Source organism: Streptococcus sobrinus DSM 20742 = ATCC 33478 (assembly GCF_000686605.1).
GTDB classification, from domain to species: Bacteria; Bacillota; Bacilli; order Lactobacillales; family Streptococcaceae; genus Streptococcus; species Streptococcus sobrinus.
Window position 1 is genome coordinate 15,260 of the sequence record NZ_JMLC01000026.1, and the last position, 14,674, is coordinate 29,933.

The 14,674-nt window shown below is 39.0% G+C and carries 11 protein-coding genes; 9 read left to right on the forward strand and 2 right to left on the reverse strand.

The annotated features are described in order from the left end of the window. The first annotated feature begins 120 nt into the window (after window positions 1-120). The 7 genes from codY to BS63_RS0108470 all read left to right on the forward strand — a co-directional run bounded on the left by codY (window position 121) and on the right by BS63_RS0108470 (window position 9,459). Complete coding sequence (codY, locus tag BS63_RS0108440) at window positions 121-906, forward strand: GTP-sensing pleiotropic transcriptional regulator CodY (RefSeq protein ID WP_002961407.1); 786 nt, start codon at window positions 121-123, stop codon at window positions 904-906. Between the two features lie 383 nt (window positions 907-1,289). Next, window positions 1,290-2,846: a type I restriction-modification system subunit M gene (locus BS63_RS0108445; protein ID WP_002961410.1), complete on the forward strand. Its 1,557-nt coding sequence runs from the start codon at window positions 1,290-1,292 to the stop codon at window positions 2,844-2,846. Further along, window positions 2,836-3,843, forward strand: coding sequence for a virulence RhuM family protein (locus BS63_RS0108450; RefSeq protein ID WP_002961412.1), 1,008 nt, complete (start codon window positions 2,836-2,838; stop codon window positions 3,841-3,843). Before BS63_RS0108445 ends, BS63_RS0108450 begins: the two co-directional genes overlap by 11 nt. Next, window positions 3,840-5,036 (forward strand): restriction endonuclease subunit S, encoded by a 1,197-nt coding sequence (locus BS63_RS0108455; RefSeq protein ID WP_028798541.1) that lies wholly within the window; start codon window positions 3,840-3,842, stop codon window positions 5,034-5,036. The genes BS63_RS0108450 and BS63_RS0108455 overlap by 4 nt, the downstream gene beginning before the upstream one ends. Before the next feature lie 4 nt (window positions 5,037-5,040). Next, window positions 5,041-5,625 carry a restriction endonuclease subunit S gene (locus tag BS63_RS0108460; RefSeq protein ID WP_028798542.1) on the forward strand — a complete coding sequence of 195 codons (585 nt, stop codon included), beginning with the start codon at window positions 5,041-5,043 and terminating at the stop codon, window positions 5,623-5,625. Between the two features lie 15 nt (window positions 5,626-5,640). Then, the gene (locus BS63_RS0108465; protein ID WP_002962939.1) at window positions 5,641-8,739 is read left to right on the forward strand and encodes a type I restriction endonuclease subunit R; all 3,099 of its coding nucleotides are present in this window, start codon (window positions 5,641-5,643) and stop codon (window positions 8,737-8,739) included. Window positions 8,740-8,907: 168 nt separating this feature from the next. Further along, window positions 8,908-9,459: a cysteine hydrolase family protein gene (locus tag BS63_RS0108470; protein ID WP_002962940.1), complete on the forward strand. Its 552-nt coding sequence runs from the start codon at window positions 8,908-8,910 to the stop codon at window positions 9,457-9,459. Window positions 9,460-9,621: 162 nt separating this feature from the next. Here the strand turns inward: BS63_RS0108470 and BS63_RS0108475 are convergent, their stop codons facing one another. Further along, a complete protein-coding gene (locus BS63_RS0108475; protein WP_002962941.1) occupies window positions 9,622-10,179 on the reverse strand; it encodes a TetR/AcrR family transcriptional regulator in 558 nt (185 codons plus the stop codon). 120 nt (window positions 10,180-10,299) lie between these two features. Here BS63_RS0108475 and BS63_RS0108480 point away from each other — a divergent pair, with 120 nt between their 5' ends. Together BS63_RS0108480 and BS63_RS0108485 are read left to right on the forward strand one after the other, a co-directional pair. Beyond that, complete coding sequence (locus BS63_RS0108480) at window positions 10,300-11,001, forward strand: ABC transporter ATP-binding protein (protein ID WP_002962942.1); 702 nt, start codon at window positions 10,300-10,302, stop codon at window positions 10,999-11,001. A 231-nt stretch (window positions 11,002-11,232) separates the two neighbouring features. Then, window positions 11,233-13,866: an ABC transporter permease gene (locus tag BS63_RS0108485; protein WP_002962943.1), complete on the forward strand. Its 2,634-nt coding sequence runs from the start codon at window positions 11,233-11,235 to the stop codon at window positions 13,864-13,866. Window positions 13,867-14,164: 298 nt separating this feature from the next. Here the strand turns inward: BS63_RS0108485 and BS63_RS0108490 are convergent. Continuing rightward, window positions 14,165-14,674: IS30 family transposase (locus BS63_RS0108490; RefSeq protein WP_028798543.1), on the reverse strand; the 510-nt coding region annotated here is incomplete at its 5' end.

Consider the following 14,674-nt stretch of genomic DNA (forward strand, 5'->3'; position numbering starts at 1 on the left):
AACGGCCTGTTTAATGACGAGGTTTTCTGTTGAAAGTCTCTGGTTTAGTTACTCGTTTATGTTGGTTGAAAAAAGATTCAATCGGCATAAATGTCACAATTTATAAGGGAAAAGAGAGAAATGACTAGCTTATTAGAAAAAACAAGAAAAATCACTTCTATCTTGCAGCGATCTGTTGATAGCTTGCAGGAGGACCTGCCATACAATATTATGGCCATGCAGTTAGCTGATATTATTGACTGTAATGCCTGTATCGTTGATGGTGGGGGTACCCTTCTTGGCTATGCTATGAAGTATAAGACCAATACCGACCGAGTTGAGGAAATATTTGACGCTCAGCAGTTTCCTGATGACTATATGCGGGGAATTAGTCGAGTTTATGATACCGAAGCCAATATTCCTGTTTCTAGTGAGTTGACTATTTTTCCTGTTGAGTCCAGAGACAATTATCCTAAGGGGCTGACGACTCTAGCGCCAATTTATGGTGGTGGAATGCGCTTGGGCTCCCTCATCATCTGGCGTAATGATGATGATTTTACCGATGATGATTTAGTCTTGGTTGAGATTGCTTCGACTGTTGTTGGAATTCAGCTTCTTAATCTACAGACAGAAAATCTGGAAGAAACTATCCGCAAGCAAACTGCTGTTAATATGGCCATTAACACCTTGTCTTATTCAGAAATGAAGGCCGTTACAGCTATTTTAAATGAGTTGGATGGGATTGAAGGCCGTTTAACAGCCTCAGTTATTGCTGATCGTATTGGGATCACTCGATCGGTTATTGTCAATGCCTTGCGCAAACTGGAAAGCGCAGGGATTATCGAAAGTCGCTCCTTGGGGATGAAGGGAACATATCTCAAGGTGATCAACGATGGGATTTTCGATAAGATAAAAGATTTTAGTTAATAAAGGGACCAGTGGACTTCTTGTGCTCGGTTCCCAGAAGTTAAGAAGACGTGGCCCAGTGGGTCATTTTTCTTTACTCTTAAAAAATCGAAAGAGGGTAGGTAATAAAGTCTATTCGGTTGTTCGTATTTTAGCCACCTTGCTGCATCAATTTCTTAAGAATTTGCGTGTTGGCAAAATATAGTTTTGTGACAAGAGAGATTTCCCATAAGCGTCAATTGGTCATATGACCGTGAGCAACTTAATATAGCCATTAGGAGGTCAGAGTGGAGTTGGGTCGGTAGTTCTTTCAGGCTCAGAACCTATTAAACTAGAGATTAGCCCTCTTTTCTTATGTCAAAATATTGGTATAATGAAAAAGAATAAAAAATGAGGAGTTTACCATGACAGAAGAGCAACAACGGCAAGAACTTCATTCAAAAATTTGGAAAATAGCAGACGATGTCCGAGGGGCAGTAGACGGCTGGGATTTTAAACAATATGTTTTAGGAATTCTATTTTATCGATTTATTAGCGAAAACTTTCAAAATTATATTGAAAATGGAGATTCTAATTTTGATTATAGATCTTTTCCGGAAGAGCAGCTCACTCCTGAAATTAAAGACGATGCCATTAAAACAAAGGGTTACTTTATCATGCCTAGTCAGTTGTTTTCAAATGTGGTTGAAAAAGCGAATACGAATGAAAATCTTAATACGGATTTGAAAGCAATTTTTGATGCGATTGAAGCTAGTGCAGTAGGTTATGCTAGTGAGAAAGACATCAAGGGGCTTTTTGATGATATTGATACAACTAGTAATCGCTTGGGAAATACTGTAACAGAAAGAAATCAACGTTTAGCAGATGTACTAAAAGGAATTGCGGAGCTTAATTTTGGTAGTTTTGAAGATAATAAGATTGACTTATTTGGCGATGCTTATGAGTATTTAATTTCCAATTACGCTTCTAATGCTGGGAAGTCAGGTGGGGAATTTTTCACCCCGCAGACTGTTTCCAAATTATTGGCCAAAATTGTTATGCTTGGAAAAGATGAGAAAAATAAAGTCAACAAAATTTACGACCCTGCATGCGGGTCGGGATCGCTTCTTTTGCAAGCTAAAAAGCAATTCACAGAGCATATCATTGAAGATGGTTTTTATGGGCAAGAAATCAATATGACGACTTACAACCTTGCTCGGATGAATATGTTTTTGCATAACATCAACTATGATAAGTTTAATATTGAGCGGGGAAATACTCTTTTAGACCCTAAACATAACAATGACAAGCCATTTGATGCCATTGTTTCCAATCCGCCCTATTCTATTAAATGGGTGGGAAGTGATGATCCGATTTTAATCAATGATGATCGCTTTGCGCCTGCGGGAGTTCTTGCGCCCAAATCAAAAGCTGACTTTGCCTTTATCATGCATAGCCTCAGTTATTTGTCTTCCAAAGGTCGCGCGGCAATCGTTACTTTTCCAGGAATTTTCTATCGGGGAGGAGCTGAGCAAAAGATTCGCAAATATCTAGTTGATAATAACTTTGTTGAAGCGGTTATTCAATTACCTGATAATCTTTTCTTTGGGACGAGTATTGCAACCTGCATATTAGTATTAGCTAAAAATAAAACTTCAACAGACACTTTCTTTATTGATGCAGGCAAGGAATTTAAGAAGGCAACCAATAATAATATTCTGACGGAAGAAAATATTAAAACGATTTTATCGACATTTGCTTCTAAAGAAAACAAAAAATATTTTGCAGAATCTGTTCCTTATGAAAAGATTGTAGAAAATGACTATAATTTATCTGTTTCTACCTATGTCGAAAAAGAAGACACGCGAGAAAAGATTGATATTGATGTTTTAAATAAAGAAATCGCAGCTACGGTTCAAAACATTGATAAACTTCGGTCAGAGATTGACAAAATCGTAGAGGAGTTGCAGCATGGACAATGACGTAATTATCTATAAGACAGAGGATGGAAAAGACTCTATTGAGCTGCATCTTGATAATGGAACCGTTTGGCTGACGCAGCAAGAGTTGGCAGAGCTCTTTCAGACCACTAAGCAAAATATCTCTAAGCATATCAAAGCGATTTTTTCAGATGGCGAGCTAGACGAAAGAGTGGTTGTCAACTATCAGTTGACAACCACTCAACATGGTGCGATAAAAGGGAAAACACAGTCTAGGCAAGTAGCTTACTACAATCTTGATATGATTTTAGCAGTGGGCTATCGCGTTCGTTCTTCTCGCGGTGTACAGTTTCGGCACTATGCTTCAACGGTCTTGAAAGACTACCTCATTAAAGGTTTTGCCATGGATGATGAGCGCTTGAAAAATCTTGGTGGAGGCTCTTATTTTAAAGAATTACTGGAACGGATTCGAGATATTCGCTCGAGTGAGAAAGTATTTTATCGCCAAGTGTTAGACTTGTTTGCGACTTCAAGTGATTATGATAGTCAATCGCTAGAAGCCAAGCACTTCTTTGCAACGGTGCAAAACAAAATGCACTATGCTATTCATCATCAAACAGCGAGTGAGTTGGTCTATGGTCGTATAGATAGTGATAAGGAATTTCTAGGGCTCACGACCTTCAAGGGAGAACTGCCCACTTTAAGAGAGGCTAAAGTCGCCAAAAACTATCTATCAGAAAAAGAGCTCCGCAGCCTTAATCAGCTGGTGTCAGGGTATTTGGACTTTGCAGAAAGGCAGGCTGAGCGGGAGCAAATCATGACCATGGCTGACTGGGTAGAGCATGTGGATCGGATTCTCTTAGCGACTGGTGAGGATCTGCTCTCTGGAAATGGCAGTATTTCACAAAAGCAAATGTCTGAAAAGGTAGAGGCAGAATACAAGCGCTATCAAAGCAAAACGCTCAGTCAAGTCGAAAAAGACTACCTAACTGAAATCAAGCAGCTAGAAGATTTTGCAAAGAAAGGAGGAGAAGCATGAACCTACTAGAAGAAATCCAGAATGCTCCAGTCGAGTGGAAAGAGCTGGGGGAGGTGTGTATAATAGCTAATACTGCTAGGAAACCAGTAAAAGCAAATGATAGAATTTCTGGTGAAATTCCGTATTACGGCGCGAATAATATTCAAGATTATGTAGAAGGCTATACTCATGATGGAGAGTACATTTTGATTGCAGAGGATGGTTCGGCAAAACTTGATGAATATTCCATCCAATATGTGAATGGGAAGTTTTGGGCTAATAACCATGTTCATGTTATAAAACCAAAAGAGAATTTACTATCAAGATTTATTTATCACTACCTAACTAATTTTGATTTTAAGCCATATTTATCTGGTGGCACACGCGCAAAATTAACTAAAGCTAGTTTAGTAAAAATTCCTCTGCCAGTCCCCTCTCTAGAAATCCAAGAAAAAATCGTGCAAACACTTGACAAATTCACCGATTATGTAACAGAATTGACCTCAGAATTGACCTTACGCCAAAAGCAATATTCTTATTTCAGAGATTATTTGCTGAACTTTGAGGATGATTCTTATAAAGTTGAGTGGAAGAGTTTGGGGGAGGTTTGTGAAATTATTCGAGGCAATGGACTACAGAAAAAAGATTTTGTAGAGGAAGGAGTTCCTTGCATTCATTACGGTCAAATTTATACATACTATGGAATGTCTACGAATAGTACTAAATCTTTTGTCGATAAATATACTGCAGAAAAGTTAAAAAAAGCGACTTCAGGTGATATTATTGTTGCGACAACTAGTGAAAATATAGCTGATGTGGGGAAAACTCTTGTATGGGAAGGTGAACAGGAAGTATGCTTTGGGGGGCACTCTTGTGTTTTGCGAACACAGCAAAATTCTCGCTATTTAAGCTATTTTATGAGTTCATCTTCTTTTCAAAAGCAAAAAGAAAAACAAGTTGTAGGTACTAAAGTCATTGAACTTTATCCTAAGAATTTAGCGAAAATTTCAATCCCCGTCCCTCCTCTCTCCATCCAAGAAAAAATTGTGCATGTTCTGGATAATTTTGACACAGTTTGTAACGATTTGAATATCGGACTGCCCAAGGAGATTGAGCTGCGTCAAAAACAATACGAATATTTTCGCGATCAGCTCTTGACATACACAGCCGAAGGCGTGTACACTGACAGTACAGTACAGACAAGACCTAATTAGGCTCTTGTGGTATGTCTTTGGACCGATAAAGGTAGAACTAGGTTCAATTGCTGGATATAGTACAGATAAGATTTTTAATAAGGAACTAACATCTGATACTTATGTAGGTGTAGATAATTTATTACAAAACAAATTAGGGAAGAAGAATGCTGTCTATATTCCAGATAGTGGGAAATCAACTATATATTTAAAAGAAGATATTTTGATAGGCAATATTCGACCGTATCTCAAAAAAATATGGTTTGCGACCAATAGCGGTGGTTCGAGTGGAGATGTACTGACTGTTCAAAATCATATCAAAGATATTCTAATGAGTCGTTACTTATACTACCTATTGTCTGGAGATGACTTCTTTCATTTTGATATGCAATTTGCGAAGGGTGCTAAAATGCCACGTGGAAATAAAAAATCCATTATGACATATAAGATTACCCTCCCTCCTCTCTCAATACAAGAAAAAATCGTGCAAACACTTGACAAATTCGATACGCTTACATCTGATTTATCTCAAGGGTTACCAAAGGAAATTGCCCTTCGTCAGAAACAGTATGAGTATTTTCGCGATCAGCTTTTAAAATTTAAATCATAAAAACAAGGAGTAATGATGTCAGAAGTAAGGGAAACCCTTCCGATTATTGAATCAAATAATTTTATTGTTTTAGAGAATTATACTAAAGCAGAGCAGTCGGGGAGTTATCAGACAGAAGCAGAGTTAGAAAGAGAGCTGATCGCAGATTTACAAGCTCAGGGCTACGAATATCCGAATTATCTAACAACTCACGATGCTCTAGTAGCGAATTTGCGTGAGCAGATCCAAACCCTAAACAATGTTCAGTTTAGAGATTCAGAGTGGCAACGTCTCTTAGATGAGTACCTCAATAAGCCGAGTGAAACTATTATTGATCGGACACGTAAACTGCATGATGACCATGTCTATGACTTTATTTTTGACGATGGTCATATCCAAAATATCTATTTACTTGATAAAAAGAATATTACCCGTAATAAAGTTCAAGTTATCAATCAGTTAAGGCAAGTCGGTAGTAGCTCTAACCGCTACGATGTGACAATTTTAGTGAATGGTCTGCCCTTGGTTCAAATCGAATTGAAAAAACGCGGTATTCCTATTCGTGAGGCTTTTAATCAGGTTCATCGCTATAGTAAGGAGAGTTTTAACGAGGCCTCATCTTTATATAAGTATTTGCAAATCTTTGTTATCTCCAATGGGACAGATAGCCGTTATTTTGCTAATACCACCAAACGTGATAAAAATTCTTTTGATTTTACTATGAACTGGGCTCTTAAAAATAATGATCCAATTCAAGATTTGAAGGATTTTACTCCAACGTTTTTGGATAAAAATACCCTTTTAAATATTCTCATTAATTATTCCGTTTTTGATACTAGTAATACGTTACTAATCATGCGTCCTTATCAGATTGCTGCAACAGAGCGGATTATCTGGAAGATTAAAAGTTCTATCAATGCTAAACTCAAAAGCGGTCGCGATACGGGTGGTTACATTTGGCATACAACGGGTTCAGGGAAGACCTTGACTAGTTTTAAAGCTGCTCGTCTCGCTACTGAAATGGAGGAAGTAGACAAGGTTTTCTTTGTCGTTGATAGGAAAGACTTGGACTATCAAACAATGAAAGAATATCAGCGTTTCTCACCTGAATCAGTTAACGGCTCTAACAGTACTGCTGGCTTGATAAGAAATATTGAAAAAGATGATCATAAAATTATTGTAACAACCATTCAAAAGCTCAATCATTTTATGAGTAAGGTAAAAGACCATGAAATCTATCAAAAGCAGGTTGTTTTTATCTTTGATGAATGCCATCGCTCTCAATTTGGGAAAGCGCAGAAAAATCTCCGTCAAAGATTTAAAAAATACTGTCAATTCGGCTTTACAGGAACACCAATTAAAGTAGAAAATGCGATAGGGTCAGAAACGACGGCTTCGGTGTTTGGAGAAGAACTGCATGCCTATGTCTTAACCGATGCTATTCGGGATCAAAAGGTTTTGAAATTTATGGTGGACTATAATGATGTTCGCCCTCAGTTTGCAAGCCTTGAAAAAGAGCAGAATCTTGAGAAATTATCTGCTGCGGAAAACCAAAAAGCCTTTCTCAGCCCTGCTCGGATTTCGGAGATTTCCCACTATATTTTAAACGTTTTTGATGACAAGACACATAGAAAAAATAGTGGACAGGGTTTTAATGCCATGTTTGCTGTATCAAGTATTGATGCAGCAAAAGCCTATTATACAGAATTACGAGAACAACAAATAAATCGCGATAGACCCTTAAAAATAGCGACTATTTTTTCTTTTGCCGCTAATGAAGAACAAGCAGCTTGGGGTGAGATTGTAGATGAAGACTTTTCGCCAGCAAATATGCAGGACTTGAGTAGTAAGGAATTTTTGAGCCAGTGCATTGCTGACTATAATAACATGTTTGGTACGAGTTTTTCTATTAACGGAAAAGAGTTTCAAAACTATTATCGCGACTTGGCAAAGAGGGTTAAGGATAGACAAGTTGACTTACTCATCGTCGTTGGTATGTTCCTAACAGGGTTTGATGCTCCTACTTTAAATACTTTGTTTGTTGATAAAAATTTGCGCTATCATGGTCTGATACAAGCCTTTTCGCGAACCAATCGGATTTATGATGCAACTAAATCTTTTGGGAATATCGTTACTTTTCGTGATTTAGAGCAAGCCACAACGGATGCGATTAAGACATTTGGTAAGACGGAAACTGCTGAAATTTTATTGGAGCGTCAGTATAGTGACTATATGGAGGGTTATCTAGATGCTGGTGAGGAAAGAAAAGGCTATCTGGCAGTTGTTCAAGAACTACAAGAAAAATATCCAGAGCCAGATAAAATTGTCAAAGAAAGCGAAAAAAGAGATTTTGTTCGCTTGTTTGGAGAATATCTAAAATTAGATAATATTCTACAGAATTATGATGATTTTATGCGATTGCAGGCTTTACAGACCCTTGATTTTACTGATGAAGAAGCAGTGGCAGATTTTAAAGGGCGTTATTATGTTGATGATGAAACGCTTGAGGAATTATCTAAGCTCACAATTCCAACAGCTAGAGAAATTCAGGACTATCGCTCTGTCTACAACGATATTCGCGAGTGGGCCATTAGAGAAGAGCAAAACAAAGAAGATGAAAAATCAGAGATTGATTGGAGTGCAGTTACTTTTGAGGTTGAGTTACTGAAGTCTCAAGAAATTAATCTAGAGTATATTCTAGGGTTGATTTTTGAAACAAATAAAAAGGTATCCGATAAAGATGCTTTGGTGGAAGAAATCACTCGGACGATTCGAGCAAGTATTGGCAATCGGGCTAAGGAGAGTCTGATTATTGATTTCATCAATCAGACAAATCTTGATAAGATTGTTGATCGACCAGATATTATTGCGAAGTTCTTTGCTTTTGCCCAAAAGAAGCAAAAACAAGAAGTAGAGGCCCTTATTCAAGAAGAAAACTTGAATGAGGAAAGCGCCAAACGTTATATAATGACCTCTCTGAAAAGAGAATATGCAAGCGATAATGGGAATGACTTAAATGCAGCCTTGCCTAAAATGAGCCCTTTAAATCCAGCTTACCATACTAAAAAAGAAACTGTTTTTAAAAAGATTGGTGAACTGGTGGAAAAATTTAAAGGTATTGGTGGAGAATTATAAGCTTAAAGCAAGAGAAAAATTTCTCTTTATAGTTGTTGAAGAGGAGTTGATAAGACGGGGATTTCTAGATATTTCATAGATACCTGTCTAGTTTTGCCTAACTGGCAGGATTTTTAGTATAATGAGAAAAATGTCAATCATATCCAAGGAAAAAATAAGGAGCCTAATATGCTTAAAGCACTGATTTCGATTGATTATACCTATGATTTCGTAGCGGATGATGGCAAATTAACAGCCGGTCAGCCAGCTCAGGCTATCGAAGCAGCTCTTGTTGCTAAGACAAAGGCTGCTTACGAAGCTGGTGATTATATTTTCTTTGCTATTGACGGCCATGAGGAAGGAGATAATTTCCACCCGGAAACCAAACTATTCCCGCCGCATAATATTAAGGAAACAAGCGGGCGTGACCTCTATGGTCAGTTGGGAGATCTTTATGAGGCTATCAAGGATGACAGTAGGGTTTTCTGGATGGACAAACGCCATTACTCAGCCTTTGCAGGGACTGACCTTGATATTCGCCTGCGGGAAAGACGGGTAACAACTTTAGTCTTGACGGGAGTTTTGACGGATATCTGTGTTCTTCACACAGCTATTGATGCCTATAATCTGGGCTATGCTATTGAGATTCCAGTCTCTTGTGTGGCCAGCCTAACCCAAGAAAATCACGACTGGGCTCTCTATCATTTTAAGAATGTGCTGGGAGCTGAGATTGTGGACTAATTCTAGATCTTATTTGGAAGCGGTGAATGACTATTTATTATGATTGATTTTGCTTGTTATAATGACGTGGAGAGGCAAAAATGGCAGTATGTTGATGACTGTTTAAAAGTTTTGCGGTTAATTGGAGCTTAGCTGTCGTTTTATATTTACTCTACTCTCTGTTTAGTCATCATTTTTTTGATAAAATCGGCGTACTGTCAGTATCATGTTGGCGACTTCTTCAGGAGATGCCTGATTATCCGTGGAGACCCAGTGGGTATAGATGCTTTCGATACTAGCCGCATAGGTTGTCAGCATGTAGTCTTTGGGCAAAGGCAAGTCGGGATTAAGGATATCGTAAAAGAGAGCAGGAGTAGTTTCAATCAATTTGCTGATGAAATGTCTGGTCTTTTGTGAAAAATTAACCGGTGCAATGCCTATAATCAGTTTGATGAATTCTTGTTGATTCTGAAGATAAGTTAAACTGTGAATCAGACCTTCTTTAACTGTCGCCGAATTTGTATTGAGTTCTTTTCTGAGATTATCGGTTATTTCGTGCATCAGTTTATCAATCAAATCATATTTATCTTGATAATGAAGGTAAAAAGTACTACGATTGATGTTGGCTTTTTCGGTAATCTGTCGAATAGTAATACTAGAAAAATCATTATTTTCCAGCAGCAGCTCTGTAATAGCTGCTTTTGTTTTGGCCTTACTTTGGGTGTGGCGTTTTTGGGTCATCGCATGTCTCCTTTGTTAAATAGACACTTGTCTATATAATGATGCTTGTTTTTATTTTAAAGCTATTATATACTAAGGAAAATATTAAATCAACATATGTCTAAATAAGGAGGTGCTTACATGGCTTATATTGAAATGAAACATTCCTATAAACGTTATCAAATGGGAGAAACAGAGATTATCGCTAATAATGATATCAGTTTTGAGATTAATAAGGGTGAACTGGTCATCATACTAGGAGCTTCGGGTGCGGGGAAATCAACGGTTCTCAATATTCTTGGCGGCATGGACAGCAATGACGAGGGACAAGTTTTGATTGATGGCAACAATATCGCGGCCTTCAATCAAAAACAGCTGACTGCTTACCGCCGCAGTGATGTTGGCTTTGTCTTTCAGTTCTATAACCTAGTCCCTAATCTAACCGCCAAAGAAAATGTTGAGTTAGCATCAGAAATTGTTGACGATGCTAAGGATGCCGCTCTGACTTTGCATGAAGTCGGGCTAGGCAGTAGACTGAATAACTTTCCGGCACAGTTATCTGGTGGCGAGCAGCAGCGGGTGGCCATTGCCCGAGCCTTAGCTAAAAATCCTAAATTGCTTTTATGTGATGAACCGACAGGAGCCCTTGATTATCAGACAGGCAAGCAAATTTTGAAATTGCTGCAAAACATGTCTCACCAAAAAGGTACCACTGTCATTATTGTAACCCACAATGCATCTTTGGCACCAATTGCTGATAGGGTTATCTATCTACATGATGCTAAGGTTAACGCTATTAACACTAATGATTGGCCTCAAGATATAGATACTTTAGAATACTAGCAAGATATCAAGCCGATATGCAAGTCATAGAATTAAAAAGGTCTAGTAGGTTTGTTTAACCCGAGCTTAGAAATCAAGAGGCAAGGTATAAAATCTGTGACAGTAGCAGAAGTTTGGGTACCAAAAAGATTTTACACTTAAAGGCAGTCTCAGCTGTAAATTAACTAAAATCAAAACGGCTAGCTCTTATTTTCAAAGACTTGCAGGTGTGTTCAATTACGAGGTGATATTATGAAAAAAAGGATTTATTGGAAGACAGTTTGGAATACCATGTTGCATTCAAAGGGCCGCTTTCTTTCCATTATGCTGTTGATGTTTCTAGGTTCTTTTACCTTTGTTGGCTTGAAGGTAACAAAGCCTAATATGCAAAAACTGGCCACTGACTATCTGCAGGCTCACCAGACGGCTGATTTATTTGTGACGGCCCATTATGGTTTTAGTCAGGCTGATCAAACTGAGTTAAAAAATATAAAGGGAGCTGACGTAGAATTTGGAAAAGTGTCAGATATGACGATTGAAGGGACTGACGATGCTATGAGGGTTTTCTCCAATAGTCAGTCCATTTCAACTTATCAGTTGGAAAGGGGACGTTTTCCTAAAGAAACTGATGAAATTGCTCTAACCTCTTCTTTGAGAAAAAAATATAAAATTGGCGATACATTAATTTTTGAGTCTTCGAAAAAATCTAATTTAAAAATGAAGGAGTTTAAAATTGTTGGTTTTATTAATTCATCTGAAATCTGGTCTACCTTAAATTTAGGATCGTCCACGGCAGGAGATGGGACCCTAGCGAGTTATGGCATTGTCAGCTCCTCAGCCTTTGCAGATAACAGCAATACGCTGGCTCGAATTCGTTATGATCGTTTAAAAAAGATTAGTCCTTTTTCTGATGTTTATAGTTCAAAAATTAATCACTATCAAGATGAACTGGACAAGTTGCTGGAAGATAATGGTCAGGAGCGCCTGAGAGAATTGAAAAAGAAGCCGCAAGAAAAAGTCAATCAAAGCAAGCAGGCTTTGACAGCGGCAAAAGAACAGTTGCAAGAGCAGACAAGGGCACTCACCTCGGCTTCCCCTGATCAACAACAGCTGGTTCAGCGGTCTCTGGCTCAGGCACGCCAAACCATTGCTCAAAAAGAGCAACAAATCCAAGAGGCTCAAGCCAAAATTGATGCTATGCCTAAACCAACTTACACTACTTCTACGCGCTCCACAATGTTGGGCGGAGAAGGCTATACGGTTTACTCTTCCAATGCTGACAGTATGGGAAATCTGGGCAATATCTTCCCTATCGTGCTCTACGCTGTTGCCGCCTTGGTTACTTTTACAACGATGACGCGTTTTGTTGATGAAGAAAGAACCAATTCGGGATTATTTCGTGCCTTGGGCTATAGCAAGCAGGATGTTATCTGCAAATTCCTGATTTATGGTCTTGTTGCCAGTATGCTTGGTACAGTTTTGGGAATTATCGGGGGTCATTATTTGCTCTCCAGAATCGTATCACAGATTTTTACAGGGAAAATGACTTTGGGCAGTCCTGCTTTGTCTTTTTACTGGTCCTATACGCTTATCGCAGTTCTCTTAGCCTTGGTCAGTGCGGTTTTGCCGGTTTATCTTATTGCCAGTCGAGAACTGAGTGAAAACACAGCTCAGTTATTGCTGCCTAAACCGCCTATGAGAGGGGCCAAGATTTTCTTAGAACGGATAGGTTTTATCTGGAATCGTCTGAGTTTTACCCATAAAGTGACGGTTCGCAATATTTTTCGCTACAAACAGCGCATGCTCATGACTATCTTCGGCGTGGCTGGTTCGGTTGCCCTCCTTTTTGCCGGACTGGGGATTCAGTCTTCCTTGGGAAAGGTCATTAGAGAACAGTTTACACAGCTGACCCCCTATCACTTGGTGGTTATGAAAAAGGAGACAGATGAAAAGGACAAGCCTTTAAGTGACTTTTTAAAGTCAAAAGAAGTAGACCGTTATCAAAGTCTTTATTACACACATTTGACCGAAGAAATCCCTCAGTTGAAAGACAGGCAGTCGATCGCTCTTATGGTAACAAACAGGACTGACTTTGATGGCTTTGTGCAGCTAAAGGATGCCAACTCTAACCGTACTCTGACACTGCCCAAGACAGGTGTCCTTATTTCTGAAAAACTGGCTCGCTTTTATAAGGTTCAGGCCGGCGAAACTTTTCGTCTCAAAGACAGCGACGGCAAGGAACGCCGTGTCAAGGTTGCGGCAGTCGTAAAAATGAATGCCGGCCATTATTTGTTTATGAGCCAATCGGCTTACCAGGATATTTTTGGTGAAAAACCGGATAATAATGCTTATTTTATCAATTTGAAGGATGATTCGGCTTCTCAGATCAAGGATGTGTCAACCGAATTGCTGGCTATGAACAGTGTGGTATCTGTCACTCAAAACACTTCGCGGATGAAGATGATTAAAACCATTGTCACATCCTTAAATGCTTCTATGACAGTTTTGGTCATTATCACGGTTCTTTTGGCCATTGTCATTCTTTATAATCTGACTAATATCAATATTGCCGAACGTCTCAGGGAACTCTCAACCATTAAGGTTTTAGGCTTTTTCAACAGGGAAGTAACCCTCTATATTTACCGGGAAACCATTGTTCTGTCTTTGATAGGTATTGTTCTTGGTCTGGGAGCCGGCCGTTACCTCCATCAGGCCATTATGGAAATGATTGGCTCGGATAACGTCTCATTCGGCACGGTGGTTGATGAGACGGTTTATGTGATACCAATCATCTTTATCGGGCTTATTCTTGTCGGATTGGGGCTGATTGTCCACCGCCGTCTTAAAAATCTTGATATGCTGGAAGCTCTGCAGTCGGTAGAGTGATGATTTTCTAATAGAATGGTTGTTGGAAATTGCCCAAAAGAGTGATATAGCTTGAAAGGTCCAGTAGACTGTCTAGAGTTGGAAATAAAATTAGCGAAGGGTGTTTTAAGGTCTTATAGAATCCTTTAAAGTTAGCCACAGGGTTACTGTGCTGGATAGGTTTTAACATGTTGTTTAGCTATTGAAACGCTAAACTCCTGTGTTTAAAATGTGAAACGAATCGGAACAATAATTTTCCAGACCCCGAATTGTCAAGTTAAGTGCAACAGTTGTTATCCGATACCAAGTTGAAGAGGGGCTAGGCTGTTTGGGCTAGCCCAAACAGGGTTTTCGCCGTTTGATAGTTGAGTAGTCTTCTTGGTCTTTGATTGATAGCTAAGGTCACCTTAGCTAAATCCTCAGCTGTGAGAGTCTTGAGCGACTTACCTTTAGGAACGAACTCTCTAAGTAAGCCGTTGAAGTTCTCATTTGTCCCACGTTCGTATGAGGAGTAAGCATGGGCATAATAGATTTGAACACCTTCTAGCTCATTCAAGGCGGCAAATTCTGAACCGTTATCAGCCGTGATAGACTTAATAGGGTAAAGTCCCATCAACTCTTTAACAGCCTCATTGACAGTCGCAGCTGTCTTACCAGCCAGGTAAGCTGTAATAGCGTAGCGGGTTTTCCGCTCAACCAAAGTCAAGATGGAAGGTTCTCCAGCTTTCTGAGTCCCTAATACGGAGTCAATTTCCCAATGTCCAAATACAGAGCGGTCATTGATGGTTTCTGGCCTCTCTTCAATGGAGATACCAAGGTGTTTCTGCGT

Coding starts and splice junctions, on each gene's coding strand:
- codY (WP_002961407.1), top strand. CDS start 121: ATGACTAGCTTATTAGAAAAAACAAGAAAAATCACTTCTATCTTGCAG.
- BS63_RS0108445 (WP_002961410.1), top strand. CDS start 1,290: ATGACAGAAGAGCAACAACGGCAAGAACTTCATTCAAAAATTTGGAAA.
- BS63_RS0108450 (WP_002961412.1), top strand. CDS start 2,836: ATGGACAATGACGTAATTATCTATAAGACAGAGGATGGAAAAGACTCT.
- BS63_RS0108455 (WP_028798541.1), top strand. CDS start 3,840: ATGAACCTACTAGAAGAAATCCAGAATGCTCCAGTCGAGTGGAAAGAG.
- BS63_RS0108465 (WP_002962939.1), top strand. CDS start 5,641: ATGTCAGAAGTAAGGGAAACCCTTCCGATTATTGAATCAAATAATTTT.
- BS63_RS0108470 (WP_002962940.1), top strand. CDS start 8,908: ATGCTTAAAGCACTGATTTCGATTGATTATACCTATGATTTCGTAGCG.
- BS63_RS0108475 (WP_002962941.1), bottom strand. CDS start 10,179: ATGACCCAAAAACGCCACACCCAAAGTAAGGCCAAAACAAAAGCAGCT.
- BS63_RS0108480 (WP_002962942.1), top strand. CDS start 10,300: ATGGCTTATATTGAAATGAAACATTCCTATAAACGTTATCAAATGGGA.
- BS63_RS0108485 (WP_002962943.1), top strand. CDS start 11,233: ATGAAAAAAAGGATTTATTGGAAGACAGTTTGGAATACCATGTTGCAT.